This is a genomic window from Evansella sp. AB-P1, from assembly GCF_029688925.1.
In the GTDB taxonomy this organism is placed as follows: Bacteria; Bacillota; Bacilli; order Bacillales; family Salisediminibacteriaceae; genus Evansella.
On sequence record NZ_JARUKY010000013.1, the window covers coordinates 86,361 to 99,761 of the forward strand.

General features: G+C 33.7%; 17 protein-coding genes, 1 tRNA gene and 1 riboswitch. Of the genes, 6 read left to right on the forward strand and 12 right to left on the reverse strand.

The features are described 5' to 3' along the window. Positions 1 to 52: 52 nt before the first annotated feature. Positions 53 to 1,147: a glycine cleavage system aminomethyltransferase GcvT gene (gcvT, locus tag QA612_RS14660; protein ID WP_278284563.1), complete on the reverse strand. Its 1,095-nt coding sequence runs from the start codon at positions 1,145 to 1,147 to the stop codon at positions 53 to 55. A 265-nt stretch (positions 1,148 to 1,412) separates the two neighbouring features. Beyond that, positions 1,413 to 1,518, reverse strand: a riboswitch (glycine riboswitch). A 299-nt stretch (positions 1,519 to 1,817) separates the two neighbouring features. Here gcvT and QA612_RS14665 point away from each other — a divergent pair. Both QA612_RS14665 and QA612_RS14670 read left to right on the forward strand, forming a co-directional pair. Then, positions 1,818 to 3,452, forward strand: coding sequence for a DEAD/DEAH box helicase (locus tag QA612_RS14665; protein WP_278284564.1), 1,635 nt, complete (start codon positions 1,818 to 1,820; stop codon positions 3,450 to 3,452). A gap of 14 nt (positions 3,453 to 3,466) precedes the next feature. Next, the gene (locus tag QA612_RS14670) at positions 3,467 to 4,264 is read left to right on the forward strand and encodes a YqhG family protein (RefSeq protein WP_278284565.1); all 798 of its coding nucleotides are present in this window, start codon (positions 3,467 to 3,469) and stop codon (positions 4,262 to 4,264) included. 457 nt (positions 4,265 to 4,721) lie between these two features. Here QA612_RS14670 and QA612_RS14675 read toward each other — a convergent pair whose 3' ends face one another. From QA612_RS14675 to comGC, 7 genes are read right to left on the reverse strand one after another with little or no spacing between them, the layout of a single operon-like run. Then, on the reverse strand, positions 4,722 to 4,919 hold the full coding sequence (locus tag QA612_RS14675; RefSeq protein ID WP_278284629.1) for a YqzE family protein: 198 nt from the start codon (positions 4,917 to 4,919) through the stop codon (positions 4,722 to 4,724). A 48-nt stretch (positions 4,920 to 4,967) separates the two neighbouring features. Then, on the reverse strand, positions 4,968 to 5,474 hold the full coding sequence (locus QA612_RS14680; RefSeq protein ID WP_278284566.1) for a shikimate kinase: 507 nt from the start codon (positions 5,472 to 5,474) through the stop codon (positions 4,968 to 4,970). After that, entirely contained in the window at positions 5,471 to 5,869 is a 399-nt protein-coding gene (gene comGG / locus QA612_RS14685) for a competence type IV pilus minor pilin ComGG (protein WP_278284567.1), read from the reverse strand. The genes QA612_RS14680 and comGG overlap by 4 nt, the downstream gene beginning before the upstream one ends. Next, a complete protein-coding gene (locus QA612_RS14690; protein WP_278284568.1) occupies positions 5,862 to 6,335 on the reverse strand; it encodes a ComGF family competence protein in 474 nt (157 codons plus the stop codon). The genes comGG and QA612_RS14690 overlap by 8 nt, the downstream gene beginning before the upstream one ends. Beyond that, positions 6,304 to 6,633, reverse strand: a complete 330-nt coding sequence (locus QA612_RS14695; RefSeq protein ID WP_278284569.1) for a type II secretion system protein — start codon at positions 6,631 to 6,633, stop codon at positions 6,304 to 6,306. The genes QA612_RS14690 and QA612_RS14695 overlap by 32 nt, the downstream gene beginning before the upstream one ends. Further along, entirely contained in the window at positions 6,620 to 7,075 is a 456-nt protein-coding gene (gene comGD / locus QA612_RS14700; protein ID WP_278284570.1) for a competence type IV pilus minor pilin ComGD, read from the reverse strand. Before comGD ends, QA612_RS14695 begins: the two co-directional genes overlap by 14 nt. Further along, positions 7,068 to 7,391 (reverse strand): competence type IV pilus major pilin ComGC, encoded by a 324-nt coding sequence (comGC, locus tag QA612_RS14705; protein ID WP_278284571.1) that lies wholly within the window; start codon positions 7,389 to 7,391, stop codon positions 7,068 to 7,070. Before comGC ends, comGD begins: the two co-directional genes overlap by 8 nt. Before the next feature lie 109 nt (positions 7,392 to 7,500). Between comGC and QA612_RS14710 the strand changes: the two genes are divergently transcribed. Continuing rightward, complete coding sequence (locus QA612_RS14710) at positions 7,501 to 7,665, forward strand: hypothetical protein (RefSeq protein ID WP_278284572.1); 165 nt, start codon at positions 7,501 to 7,503, stop codon at positions 7,663 to 7,665. 55 nt (positions 7,666 to 7,720) lie between these two features. On the opposite strand, the gene comGB is transcribed toward QA612_RS14710, so the two are convergent. Together comGB and comGA are read right to left on the reverse strand one after the other, a co-directional pair. Next, positions 7,721 to 8,743 (reverse strand): competence type IV pilus assembly protein ComGB, encoded by a 1,023-nt coding sequence (gene comGB, locus QA612_RS14715; RefSeq protein ID WP_278284573.1) that lies wholly within the window; start codon positions 8,741 to 8,743, stop codon positions 7,721 to 7,723. A 1-nt stretch (position 8,744) separates the two neighbouring features. Beyond that, entirely contained in the window at positions 8,745 to 9,809 is a 1,065-nt protein-coding gene (gene comGA, locus QA612_RS14720; protein ID WP_278284574.1) for a competence type IV pilus ATPase ComGA, read from the reverse strand. Between the two features lie 146 nt (positions 9,810 to 9,955). Here comGA and QA612_RS14725 point away from each other — a divergent pair. Beyond that, positions 9,956 to 10,030 (forward strand) — tRNA-Gln (locus QA612_RS14725). Positions 10,031 to 10,121: 91 nt separating this feature from the next. Here QA612_RS14725 and QA612_RS14730 read toward each other — a convergent pair. Then, positions 10,122 to 10,565 carry a YtxH domain-containing protein gene (locus tag QA612_RS14730; protein WP_278284575.1) on the reverse strand — a complete coding sequence of 148 codons (444 nt, stop codon included), beginning with the start codon at positions 10,563 to 10,565 and terminating at the stop codon, positions 10,122 to 10,124. Positions 10,566 to 10,813: 248 nt separating this feature from the next. On the opposite strand from QA612_RS14730, the gene QA612_RS14735 reads away from it, so the two are divergent. Beyond that, positions 10,814 to 11,524, forward strand: coding sequence for a helix-turn-helix transcriptional regulator (locus QA612_RS14735; protein WP_278284576.1), 711 nt, complete (start codon positions 10,814 to 10,816; stop codon positions 11,522 to 11,524). A gap of 124 nt (positions 11,525 to 11,648) precedes the next feature. Beyond that, the gene (locus QA612_RS14740) at positions 11,649 to 11,891 is read left to right on the forward strand and encodes a DUF2626 domain-containing protein (protein WP_278284577.1); all 243 of its coding nucleotides are present in this window, start codon (positions 11,649 to 11,651) and stop codon (positions 11,889 to 11,891) included. Between the two features lie 162 nt (positions 11,892 to 12,053). Here the strand turns inward: QA612_RS14740 and QA612_RS14745 are convergent, their stop codons facing one another. Then, the gene (locus tag QA612_RS14745) at positions 12,054 to 13,190 is read right to left on the reverse strand and encodes a class I SAM-dependent methyltransferase (protein ID WP_278284578.1); all 1,137 of its coding nucleotides are present in this window, start codon (positions 13,188 to 13,190) and stop codon (positions 12,054 to 12,056) included. Positions 13,191 to 13,401 lie beyond the last annotated feature (211 nt).

The window sequence follows — 13,401 nt, forward strand, 5'->3', positions numbered from 1 at the left end:
TTTTTCCCGGACTTTTTGAACATCCTCTTCTAGTAAAGTTATACTTTTGAATTTATGTCCTTTTATAAAAAGGCGTTGCAACTACTTTCGCTTTCAATCTACGTTTTCGAACCTGCACTTCCACCTCTGTATCTAATGCTTTAAATCTTTGATCTATAAGAGCAAGACCTACATTTTTCTTTAATGTCGGTGATTGCGTTCCTGTTGTTACAAAGCCTATTTTCACTCCATCTTTGAATACTTCATAATTAGTGCGAGGAATCCCTTTATCAATCATTTCTAAACCTACAAGCTTTCGAGAAGCGCCGCTTTCTTTCTGTTGCTTCAGGACATCTTTACCAAAAAAATCTACCTCTTTATCCGTTTTCACTGCAAAGCCAATTCCTGCTTCTACAGGAGAAATATCCTTTGAAAGCTCTTGACCATAAAGAGGTAACCGTGCTTCAAACCGGAGAGTATCCCTTGCCCCCAGTCCACATGGCTGAATCCCTTCATCAGACCCTGCCTCTATTAGTGTGTGCCATAGATATGCTGCATCATCTGGCCTACAATATATTTCGAAGCCATCTTCACCTGTGTATCCAGTACGAGAAATAAGTACATTTTTATTAGCTAATGAAACATCGTCTTGAAATTTAAAGAAGGTTATTTCTGATAAATTTGTAGTCGTTAATTTTTGAGTTACTTGTTCAGCTGCCGGGCCTTGAATTGCTAATTGAGCATATTCATCTGAAACATTATTCACTATAACGTTTCCCTTTACATGACTTCGTAACCATTGGTAGTCTTTTTCAATATTTGATGCATTCACAATAAGTAAGAAATCCCTTTCGCTGCGCTTATAAACTACTAGATCATCGATTGTACCACCATCTTCATAACACATTGCAGTATACTGACAAGCTCCACTTTTTACTTTTTCTAAATTATTCGTAAGTATTTTCTGCAAAAAGGAAAGTGCATCCTCGCCCTTCACTTCAATTTCTCCCATATGTGATACATCAAATAACCCTACTTTCGTACGAACTACTTCGTGTTCTTCCTTAATCCCAGCAAATTGAACTGGAAGCTCCCATCCTCCAAAATCAATGGTTTTCCCGTTATACTCTTTGTATACTTCGTATAATGGCGTTCTTTTAATTGACAATGTTTCCACACCTCCGAGTAATAAATAAAATATCTAAAGATGATGATCAGCCTTCTCGTATTTCTATAACAAGAATTTAAGATTTTACGAATGCTACCTGCATGTCTCAGGACAGCTTAGAAAATGCAAAAAAAGACAGAGACATGCCTATAAATAATTTATAAGCATGTCTCTGTCTTTCTTACCTGAGAGTTTTTCCTTATATTAAATTATAAGGTAGCCCCTTGGGTGTCACAACGTTTCCGTTGAGCTCTTTCCAGAGTTGCGTCCAATAAGAGTCTTTTTGCCTGAGAGATTCACCACTAAACGTAGTTTGCTCCTTCGGCGTCGTACTATAAAAAGATTAGAACGATCTCTCCCCTTATTTTCATTCGCTAATTATTTTATTGTAATAACGTCCGTTCCAGCATAGTGCAAATTTAAACTAGTGCTTATTCATGAATTGCTTTAAAAACGTTCATACTAAGAAAGTATCATCTTAATTCCTATCGTACCACTTTTTTATTTAATATGACAATATAGATTATTTTTATTTTTATAGTGTTTATGTAAGAAAGAGATGCTAACACTAATAAAATAGGAAGAAATTAAGAAAAGCATTAGGGGTAAGGTATCGGATAAAAAAGCAAAAAGCTTTTCTTATACATCTTATTTCAAAGGAGATGTGAAAATGTTACCTAAAATACACTATGATGAAAACTGGACAGAGAAATTTTTAGAATCTCTTGAAACTAACAAAGGATTTGGAAATTGGACAACATATAATATGGCATTGAAAGCAGGTAAAAATCGATTAGTTGAAGAGTTTCATGGGTTAGAAGCCACAAAGCACTTACCAGATTTAACAATCTATCCTCACCAATACGAAACTGCACAAACAGTGATAGATAAAATGAACGGAAAAGCTGTTTTAGCTGATGAGGTGGGTTTAGGTAAAACAATAGAAGCTGGGTTAATATTAAAAGAATATATGATTCGAGGGTTGGTTAGTAAAGTTTTAATTCTCGTACCTGCTTCACTCGTTACCCAATGGTGTAGAGAATTAAATGAAAAGTTTTTTATACCAGCAATTGAACAACGAAAAAGACCAGCATGGGAACTAGTAGACATTACCGTTACCTCGATAGATACAGCTAAAAGAGAGCCTCATGCATCTACAATACAAGATATAAATTATGACTTTATTATTGTAGATGAAGCACACAAACTGAAAAATAAAAATACGCGAAACTACCAGTTTGTACGAAGCTTAAAAAAGAAATTTTGTTTACTATTAACAGCAACACCTGTTCAAAATCGTTTAAGTGAGGTTTTCCATTTAATTTCATTACTTAAGCCCGGTTATTTAGGTGATGAGACAAGTTTTGAGGAAAAGTATAAGGAAGATCATGAACAACTCAATGAATTAATACAAAAAGTAATGGTACGAAATCGACGTTCAGACTCAGGTATGGACTGGCCAAAGCGACACGTCCAAACTGTACCAATCACCTTTACTCAAGAGGAAAGAAACTTATACGATGAAGTTAGTAAATTAAAACATCGATATAGTAAACGTGAGGAATCAATTGGACAAGGGATTGCATTCACAACACTAACCCTCCAACGTGAGGTTTGTTCCAGTCGAGAAGCTGCGTACATGACCTTAAAAGGATTGATGGAACAGTATGAAAATGAAACTACTATTATGGAAGACTTGAATCAAGTTGCAGAAAGAATTAATGAGGTTGGTACAAATTCCAAAGCTGAAAAAGTTCTTTCAATAATTAAAGAATCAAATGATAAAGTAATTATTTTTACTGAATATCGAGCTACGCAGTTATATTTACAGTGGTTTCTTGGTCAACACGGAATTAAATCTGTTCCATTCCGTGGTGGGTTTAAACGAAGTAAAAAAGATTGGATGAAGCAACTTTTTAGAGACCATGCACAAGTTTTAATTGCAACGGAGGCTGGTGGTGAAGGAATAAACCTTCAATTCTGTCATCGTATGATCAATTATGATTTACCATGGAACCCTATGCGAATTGAACAGCGAATTGGAAGAATACATCGACTTGGTCAAGAGGAAGATGTGCAAATATACAACTTTGCAGTCAAAGATACGATTGAAGACCATATATTAAAGCTATTGTATAAGAAAATCGGGCTTTTTGAAGGGGTCATTGGAAAACTAGATGACATTCTTGAAAAGTTTACTAATAATCAGTTTGAAGAACATGTATCCAATATACTTCTTCATTCAGAATCTGAAGGTGAAATGAGAGTAAAAATGGACAATCTCTCCTCCATAATAGCTAAATAGAAAGGGTGCCTTTAATGAACCAACTAGAAATTCACGAGTATTTAAAAGAATTTTTTATAGAAAATAATAGTGAAATACTTGATGAATCTCCAGGTCATTTACATGTACAACTATCCATAGAGATGGATAAGGCGTTAATGAACCGTCCTTTTTATTGGCATTACATTGAAAAAATGAACGGTGTTCCTAATCCAATGAAATTAACGCTAATTACAGATAGGGATTCGGTGAATGAAGATTTAAAAGGGGAGCTCATCCACTTTGGATCTCCACGATTACATCAAATATTTGATACTGCAACTGGCTTAGGAAGCCATGTATTACTCTATGAATCAGTTAATACCAATGGTTTTACAAAACCATTAAAACCTTGGATTATATTAAATGGAGTAATTTCTTATCGGAGTAACCATAAAAAGGATCATTTCTTTTCCATTGGCTTAAGCCTAATCACCGGTGAAATGATTCATGACATTCAGTCACATATAGAATATAAGAACTTTACAGAGCAAATACCAGATTACTGTTTTAAAATGAACCCTATTATAAAGCCACAATCTGGCTTGGAAAGAATTAAGAAATATATTTATGAACAATTAGAGGAAGAAGATCATCAATGGGCGAAAGTAGCAGTAGATCAACTAAAAAAGGATATAGCTTTATTGGAAACCTTTTATAAGGATGAAGAGGATAAACCTGAAACTTACTTTCATGAAAAAGAAGCTATAAAGGAACAATACGATCCTAAAATAGAAATTTCAATTATTAATGGAGGGTTGTTTTATTTCCTTAACCATCCACTTAGTGAATAAAATAAAATGCTTCCCTGAAAAAATATAGCTTCAGGAGTGAAAGCTGGTAACTCCAGTTTTGAGGCTGAGGCCTTGCCATGTTAAAAAAGCTTCTGAATAGAACGTACGAACCATCTTAAGTATTTTCATACCCATGGTGCAACTTACATGAGAGTCTCCCCTATAAAAATTATTTTATAGGGGAATAATAAGAAAAGCGTAATGTCGACATCCTATCTCCGGCGACAAGCAAATGTTCTGGCCGATAAAAAGTGCGATGTTATACTTTTAATCGGGCAGGTTATTTGACCTCGAGCCGATGGCGCCTCAATTTAACCTAAGAACACCCGCGTCCAGTGGGCAAAGGTTAAATCATCGACATCCTGTCTCCTAGACTACGTTAGAAAAAAATTTTATAAATTCTTATCTTTTCATAAAGAAAACTCATACCACAGGAATGGTATGAGTTGTTCCTTAATCACTCTTTATTTCTCCACTGTTTATATGTTTGGGAAATAGCAAAAGGAATTAAACCAAACAGTTGATAGGCTTTTGGCTGTTGCATGTTCCGTTTTTCTTCCTTTCTCGCCCTCTTTTCTTCTTTTGGTTGATCTACATATGATACAACCTGCTCGGTTACGTATTTAATGTAATCATTCGTTTTCAACCTTATCACTCTTTTCAACTAGATCCATTTTAAGACTAGTCTTCCCTTATTAACTAGTTATTTATACATCACCGTATGATGGAGCTCTGATATTACCTCTTCTAAGCTTTTATCTTCTGTACTAACGATATAATCTGCTTTTTCGTAAAGAGGTACTCGATTCATATAGCGCTTTTTTAATCCACTTAGCCCTTCCTTCGTAATAGGACGGTTTCCGTCATCTTTAATTCTTGAATATATGGTTTCAAAGGAAGCTTTTAAATACACAACTTTTCCATTTTCTTTCATAAAATCTATATTTTCACTATTTTCAACAATTCCTCCACCAGTAGCAATAATAACTTTTCCCTGTAAACTGCATTGATGAAGAGCTTGTGACTCCCATGAACGAAACCCTTCCTCCCCAAACTGTTCAAATATTTGAGGGATATTCATATTATTTTGTTGTACGATATAATCATCTAAATCTACGAAGTCACACTCCTCTTTTACCGCTAGTTGTTTTCCTATCGTTGTTTTTCCTGATCCCATAAATCCGATAAGGTATAGTATTTCTTTTTTCACTGTATATGCGCTCCTTCTGTCCAATTTGTTAATATGCCCGTTTTTATGTGATACGTAAATTTCGCACCTCGTTGACTACCACTTATAGTTCTAGCAACAATTACAATACTAAATTGATTTTGATTTATATGTGTAATTGTATAATGGACGGTACCATTAATGTCATTTACTTTTCCTGCAGCTAAATGCTCATCCTCTTCCTCCATTAATAATAACACTTCTTCTAAGGCAGATATAAGCATATGATCAAGTGAATTTACTTCTTTTTCTAATACGAAAAATCTTTTCTCACTTTCAAAAACAGCAAGATAATGAATAAAGGATGCAGAGAGAACGAATAAAATAAGGATAGATAATAATAAAGCGAATCCTCCATTAACCCTATTTCTACTCATCATCATTACTTATGAAAGCATATCGAGGGTGAATAATTAATTTTTCGTAATTCAAACCATCTATACCCTGTATCTTTACTTCAACACCATTATGAACTGCTCTAACTTCCAGTTTACTTACATTTTGAAGAAACACCTCATGACCAGATTTGTTTACCCTTCTCCTTACCTTGTCTTGATATAATTCATATTGTATTGTTGCTTGATCAGAGGGACGATTAAAGTAGAGAATCGTTTCATTAACATTTGTCCAAAAATAATCGCTACTTCTAAAATCTAGTTTAAGCTGGTTCATAAAAAGTATTTTTTCTTCATATACAAGTCCACTTGATTCTGGTTTAACCCATATGGAAAAGACGATAGGTACCATAGAAATAATAACAAAAAATATAGATAGACTAATTAGCAATTCTACTAACGTTATTCCATACGATTTACCTTTTCTTATTTGATAAACACCTATCATACTCCCTACCATTCCCTCCCTGCCATGAGACACATAATATATCCATCATGTTATTGTTAGAAGCTTTAATGTAAAAGGTAGTGCTCCGTAAATGTACGAATGTACCATCTAATTCGTCTAAGTCATTATTTTCATGATATAAATGAAGAATAAGCTGTTCCCCATCTCTTTCGCTTCTAATAGCTTGTCTCTCTTGCTGAACAATTACAAATGCAGGTACAATTACCGCTACAGTCACAGAAAATAATAAGAGGGATAATATGACTTCAATAAATGTAAACCCTTTATCGTTTTGCAATGTAGAATCTCCCCCTTACAAATTGGAACACTAAATCGTATCTATCAGCTCCATAATAAAATAGCAGAGAACCAGAATTGGATGTTGTACCTGTAGGCAAAAAGCGAATCCCATTATAATCCAACGTTCCTTTTACTACAGTTAATCCTTTAGGAAAATCTCGTGTTTCAACAGCATTAACCCCATGGCGAATAATGTAATTATTATTTGTTGGGGAAAATACAAAACGAACTATTATCCCATCTGTCATGGCTCTCATTTGACCTTCATATAAATCCTTCTCCAATTGCTCAAAAAAATAATTTATATCGTTTACACGGATTGAAGTAGTAAAACTGGGAATGGATAGGAGGAGGATGGATGATAGAAGTATTAATACTAAGAGGATTTCAAAAAGAGTATATCCCTGTTCTTGATTATTTGGAAACGGAAACTTAATCATTTTCTTTTATATTAAATGCTAAATCGTCGATGGATAATAAACTTCCGTCTGGACACGTAATGCTATCTACATATCCTTCTTCAAGTAGATCATTAAGTTCACCTAACTTTTGATTCTTTTCTATTTCGTAGACTATTTTTTGTGCTCGCAGTAATTCGACAGTAGCTTCACAGCCTTTTTTGTTTGCCATTTCTTGATTTTTAGATAAATTCGGTACTGCAATTAATAGTAATGTGGAGATGATAACTAGTACGATCATCATCTCAAATAATGTAAAGCCTTGTTGGTTTTTGCAAGCCTTTTTTAATTTCTTCATATGACATAAACTCCTTTCATCATAAATAACGAAATATTCTATCTTTTTAGTGAATTTTAAGCTATACTAAAATTAGTATTTTTTCATTGAAAGTATTGGAGGGGTCTTATTGCTTAATCAAAAGCTGTTTACTTTGTTGTCCCATGAATTTTATGAAAAGTTAGGCAGAAGACTGACAATAGAGGAATTGGATTTTATACATTGGATAAGTGAAAATTATAGTAATGACTGTTTTATTAACGAAAGGGAAACGAATCACGAACAAACAACTTAATTAACAATCTTAACTCCCTAGTGATTATACTGGGGATTTTATTATTTTTTCCCAATTACAACCCATCAATGATATTAAAGATAGGTAGCATCATAGATAGAAACAGGACTAAAACGATAAATGTTATCACTCCATAGATTATCGCCTGTAGTAATACTAAAAGTTTCTGAGACTTTTCAAAATGTTGTTTAAGTAAAAAATTACTATATCTTTCTAACTCTTCTCCCATCATCCCCTTTGCTTCTCCTAGTGTAATCATTCCATGAAATTGTGGTTCGTAATAATTTCTTTTTTGCACACTTTCTGAAAAAGAATTTCCCTCTGACATTTGCAAACTAATTTCTTTTGCTTCCATTTTTATAAATTCCATTTTCGAATGGTGTTGTAAAGTAGATAAAGAATGAAACAATGACATATTATTTTTTAACAACGGAGAAAGTTGAGAAACAAAGTAATAAGTTAATAAGGTCTTAGTAAATTTCCGTATGTACGGAAGACGAATAAAAAAACGGATTCTTTTTTTGATAGATGTTTTCTTAAATAGTAGGATTGTGAAAAAGATCGTGGTTACTAGTATGAGAAAAAACGGGAGGCGTACGTAAGAAAGGATAAAAATAATAAATCTCGTTATCCAAGGGAGCTCATGATTCATTGAATTGAAGAATACCATAAATTGAGGAAAGACTCCTTCAGATAAAATAGAAGCCATAATAAGTAATCCTCCAAAAAGGAAGAGAGGATAATTTAGCATTTTCCTTCCTTTCATTAGCATTTCGTATTTCATCTTTAACATTAGTGCACCATTTTTTATCCCCTCCTTTAATTCTCCATATTTTTCAGCAAGAAGTATATAGCTTATTACATCTTTTGGGAATCCTCCGGAAGTTAAATGATTAGAAAAGTCATCCCCTTTTAGTAACGATTCATATAAACTTATAGACCATTCTTTTTTAGCTCCCGACTGATAACTTCCTAACAATTGCAGAGAATCTGATAAACTAAAGCCTTCATTTAATAAGGACTCTAATTGACCTAGCCAATCACTTCGTTCAAGATCATTCCGAAAAACTCTTTTCATCTTACACCCCCTTCCCAATTCGGTTATACTCACTTTCGTGTATAAAGCCAAGAGCAATTCCTTTACATATGACTTTATTAATAGAGACTACAGATGTCATGGAGTTCCAAGAATCTATTAACCCTATTGCCTCTTGTAAAGGCGTCCCTGTTAAGATTTCATATACAGCACCTCTCCTTCTTTTTCTTTGTTTTTTACAATATGGTACACAACTAGCTCCACAGTATGGACACAACATATTTACAAGTCGTTGAGAAACAACTCCTCCAATTACATCCAATAAATCCGTTTTCTTCACACCTAATTCGTGCAATCTTTTTAATGCACTTACTGAGTTTTTACTATGAAGAGTAGTTAAAACTAGATGGCCAGTTAAAGCCGCACGTACAGCCATTTTTGCTGTTTCAGAGTCTCTAATTTCCCCAATCATAATAATGTCCGGATCATGTCTTAACAAACTACGAAGGCCACTTGAATAAGTAATACCAGCTCGTTCATTAATTTCCATTTGTAAAAATTGATCACATCGTTGCTCAACTGGATCCTCTAACGTAATAATATTTCGTTTCATCACATTAAAACTAGTGTGTAATAAGGAATACAAAGTAGTCGTTTTACCAGAACCAGTTGGTCCACAAATAACATACAGTCCATATGGCGCATGTATCATATTAATAAGCTTTGTTGCTTGATAAGGAAATAGTGAAAGCTGAGGTAATGATAGGTGGTTTTCATGTGGAAATAATCGGATAACTAATGTTTCATTAAAAGATGAAGGAAAAGTAGATAATCGTATGGCATACGATTTATCCAAAAGTGGTACAGTTAAGGAGCTATTTTGAGGTCGTCTTCGTTCTCCAACGTCCATGCCAGATATAAATTTAAGATGATTAATTAACTTGTTAATTAGAGTAAGTGGGAATTTTTCTATTTCAACTAAGTTTCCATCAACACGAAATCGAATAACTCCACTCTTTTCCATTGGGACAATATGAATATCTGAAGCACGGAAGGAAATAGCTTGCGTCAAAATATTTTCTGTTTTCCATTTTACATCCATCTCCATTTATCACCTCCAATTGTAAATTAGTAAACAATAGTACAAATATTGGTATTCGACACTATTTCGTTAAATCCTTCTTATTTTTTAAAAAAATTGTATATTTTTTTTCAAATATGGAATCGTAATGTTATAGGGTCATTCTTTATTAATGGGATGTAGCCAAGTGGTAAGGCAACGGACTTTGACTCCGTTATGCGTAGGTTCGAATCCTGCCATCCCAGCCATCATACATAATAAACCGCATGTGATCAACAAGTTCACATGCGGTTTATATTTTTATTATTAACTGGAAGAATAATGAGATCTTCCCTTTAATTAACTATTCTTTATTTCTTCTGCATCCTCTTTAATCTTTTCTTTTGTCTCTTCAATTTCATTTACAACTTCGTTTGCTAATTTCTTTCCTTCTTCTTTTTCAGAATCAACAATTTCTTGAATGTCATTACTTAATTCTTCACCCATGTCTGTTGCTTTATTTGTTATTGATTGGGCCTTATCTGATACTCTTTCCCACTGATCCTTCGCTACTTGGGACCATTCAGATGACTTATCTTTTGCATACTGACTATATTCAGCTCCCTTTTCAAGGGCAGTATTCGTAATTTCAACAGTTTTATCCTTTGCTGTTGATGCCTTTTCATTTATATCTGTTCTTAACTCTTTACCTGATTTAGGTGCAAACAACATTGCACTAGATGCACCTATTATTCCACCGATTACAACACCAATTAAAAAATCCTTAGTATCCATTTTACTCATAATATAACCTCCTCAATACATTTTAAGTTTTACATTAATACTCTTTTTCCTTCTTTCTCATTATCCTAAACCACTTTTTATGGTTTAACACAGAAACTATTTCCAAAGATTCACAAAATATTTATACACCTGTTTCGTGACAATAATGTGACTTTATCATATTAATCAGTTATTTAGGTTGAAAATGCATTTATTTCTGTTATTTCCTATATTATAATAATAGTAGCTTAAATTAGGAGTGGTTGGTAATGGAACAACAAACACTGAAAATAACTGGGGTATTATCTGACCCAACACGTTTTTCAATTTATCAATATGTTGCACGGCAGCATCGAGATGTTACTGTGCAAGAAATTGCTGATACATTTAAAATTCATGCGAATGTTGCACGTTTACATTTGACTAAGTTAGAAGATGTAAACATGCTGACTTCTGATACAAAGAAAACAGGCAAGGGTGGACGTCCTAGTCGGTTTTATCAACTTTCCGATGAAGTAGTCAGCCTTCAATTTCCTTATCGTGATTATCAGAAATTATCTGAAATCGCCATTGAAACCCTTGCATCTCTTGGTAAAGTAGGAGAAGCTGCATTAGAAGAAACAGGGAGAAAGTTCGGTCTCGAATCAGCAAAATCGTTCGTTGGTACATTAGACCAGAACATTCAGCAAATGGATCCAAGAGAAAAAGTTAAATTTATTGAAAAAATTGCTCTGAATCAAGGATTAAATCCTGAAATACACTATGATGAAGAGAAGCATGAAATAGTATTTAGGATCTATAATTGTACATTTAAAGAAATTGCTCAAAGTAATTTTGGTATTTGTAAAATGCATCATGCATTAATTCAAGGCATTTTTGAATTTTTCTTTGATGAAATTAAACTAAAAGAAGAATCAAGGATGTTCCAGAAAAACGAAATGGCTTGTACGTATACAACGATCTCATTACCTCAACTCTAAAAATGTGAAAAAAATAATGTGTTTAAATATTTTACATTAAACTGCATTCGTTTTATAATAAAGTGTACTATTTTTGACACATATTATTATTATTGATGCAGTTACATAAAAGGAGGGAACCGTCTTGGATCGTATGTTCCGTGTAATAAGTTTTTGGACTGGAATATTTGCCATATTATTTATGGTAGGCGACATGATGGCTATGGCCATACTGTTCTTTGGACAAACTGGAGCATTTTTAGCATTAAGTTACTTGAAGTTGTCTGAAAGAGCATATATTTACATCTTTGGTGCATATTTAACATTGTTCTTTGTTGGCTTTACTTTTTATTCTACGTTCGTATTGGTACCAGGAATCGGTCATTAAGAAAAGTACTATTATGTCAATGCCCCTTTGCTAAGTGCAAAGGGGCATTTTTTTACTTAAGGCTTGTGTTAAAGGGTGGTGCAATGTAAAGATGTATAAGCCCGCGGCAAAGAAGACACTGTGAAGCATGAACAGATGTCGCACTAAAAATGTAACAGAGCCTTACTTTAAGAAGTACGGGTCTTCAGTAAAAAGATTATATTTTGATTTGTTCTTTAAATTTACTCCCTGTACATTAACATGAAAGGTTGAACTAATTCCACCAGGGTAAACTAAAGAATGTATTGCACGGTTTTGTTTAAAACTTTCCGAAAAAGGGTTCACATTAGCCTCAGCTTGTAGAAAAGTGAATAAACCAGCTTTCAATAAAAATTTATCTTGAAAATCATGAAACACTTCAATAAGTCCATTTTCTTTCGCAATCTTTCTATAGGCATCCCATTGAACATGTGCAGTTAAATCCATTTCCCCAGGATGTTGTAACGGATCGTTTATTAGCTGATGCTTATAATAACCTCTTAATGACCCTTCACGTCTCTGCTCAGAAAGAAGCTCTTCATTGGAATACCCATAATCAACGGTTACTACTAAACCTTTTTGGAGCCAATTTTCTATGGATCGAATCCATTCTTTCATAGACAAAGAAATTTCAAAGCGATGACCAATTGGAAGTTCAGGTCCATATTGTTCTATCCATTGAACTAATGGTCCGTCTTCACAAGGAGTCAATACTTCATATAAATTTTTTTTATTGTCTATATCTACTCTTACTTCAAACAAAGATTCTTGCTTTTTTTCAACAACATGAACGGGTATTGCATCTAAGAATTCATTTGAAAAAATTATCCCTTCGAATGTTGGATATTGTGAACGAACTTCTTCAAAATTAGAATAAATAAATACTCTATCACTAAATGGTCGCAACTTTTCTCTTATTACTTCCTGGTGATACGGACTTGCTTCAATAATAATATATCTACTCTGATTAAAGCACTCTTTATCCACTTCTTGTAAATAAGACAAAACAGTAAAAGCGAACCGCCCATCCCCTGCCCCCCATTCACAAAATAATGGAGGTATCTCCTCTTTTAAAATTACATCTTGAAAAAAGCGTCCGAATGTTTTCTGAAAGACAGGGTGTACATGATTAGAAGTATAAAAGTCCCCTTCTTTTCCCAACTTCGTGCTCTCCCCCATGTAGTAGCCTATTTCTTCATCGTACAATGCTGTTGCCATATATGTGGAATAGCTCCAAGGTGGCATAGACATTTTTTCTAATTTTTTTACTAAATCTATCATAGAAGTTTACCTCACCCTCAAAATCTTTCTTTCCTAATCACTGTCGTTAAATTTGGTTAATCCGTTATTAAGAAACCTACTATATCAAGGAAAACAAGCATAAAATGATTTAACACTGTTGACACAGTGTTAATGTCCGATTATAATGAACTTGTCAGTAGAACAATGATCTTCGGGAGTTCCCCCTCCCCCCTCAAAGTTCATTGATACT

Coding starts and splice junctions, on each gene's coding strand:
- QA612_RS14665 (WP_278284564.1), top strand. CDS start 1,818: ATGTTACCTAAAATACACTATGATGAAAACTGGACAGAGAAATTTTTA.
- QA612_RS14670 (WP_278284565.1), top strand. CDS start 3,467: ATGAACCAACTAGAAATTCACGAGTATTTAAAAGAATTTTTTATAGAA.
- comGG (WP_278284567.1), bottom strand. CDS start 5,869: ATGAGTAGAAATAGGGTTAATGGAGGATTCGCTTTATTATTATCTATC.
- QA612_RS14690 (WP_278284568.1), bottom strand. CDS start 6,335: ATGATAGGTGTTTATCAAATAAGAAAAGGTAAATCGTATGGAATAACG.
- comGD (WP_278284570.1), bottom strand. CDS start 7,075: ATGATTAAGTTTCCGTTTCCAAATAATCAAGAACAGGGATATACTCTT.
- comGC (WP_278284571.1), bottom strand. CDS start 7,391: ATGAAGAAATTAAAAAAGGCTTGCAAAAACCAACAAGGCTTTACATTA.
- comGB (WP_278284573.1), bottom strand. CDS start 8,743: ATGAAAAGAGTTTTTCGGAATGATCTTGAACGAAGTGATTGGCTAGGT.
- comGA (WP_278284574.1), bottom strand. CDS start 9,809: ATGGAGATGGATGTAAAATGGAAAACAGAAAATATTTTGACGCAAGCT.
- QA612_RS14730 (WP_278284575.1), bottom strand. CDS start 10,565: ATGAGTAAAATGGATACTAAGGATTTTTTAATTGGTGTTGTAATCGGT.
- QA612_RS14735 (WP_278284576.1), top strand. CDS start 10,814: ATGGAACAACAAACACTGAAAATAACTGGGGTATTATCTGACCCAACA.
- QA612_RS14745 (WP_278284578.1), bottom strand. CDS start 13,190: ATGATAGATTTAGTAAAAAAATTAGAAAAAATGTCTATGCCACCTTGG.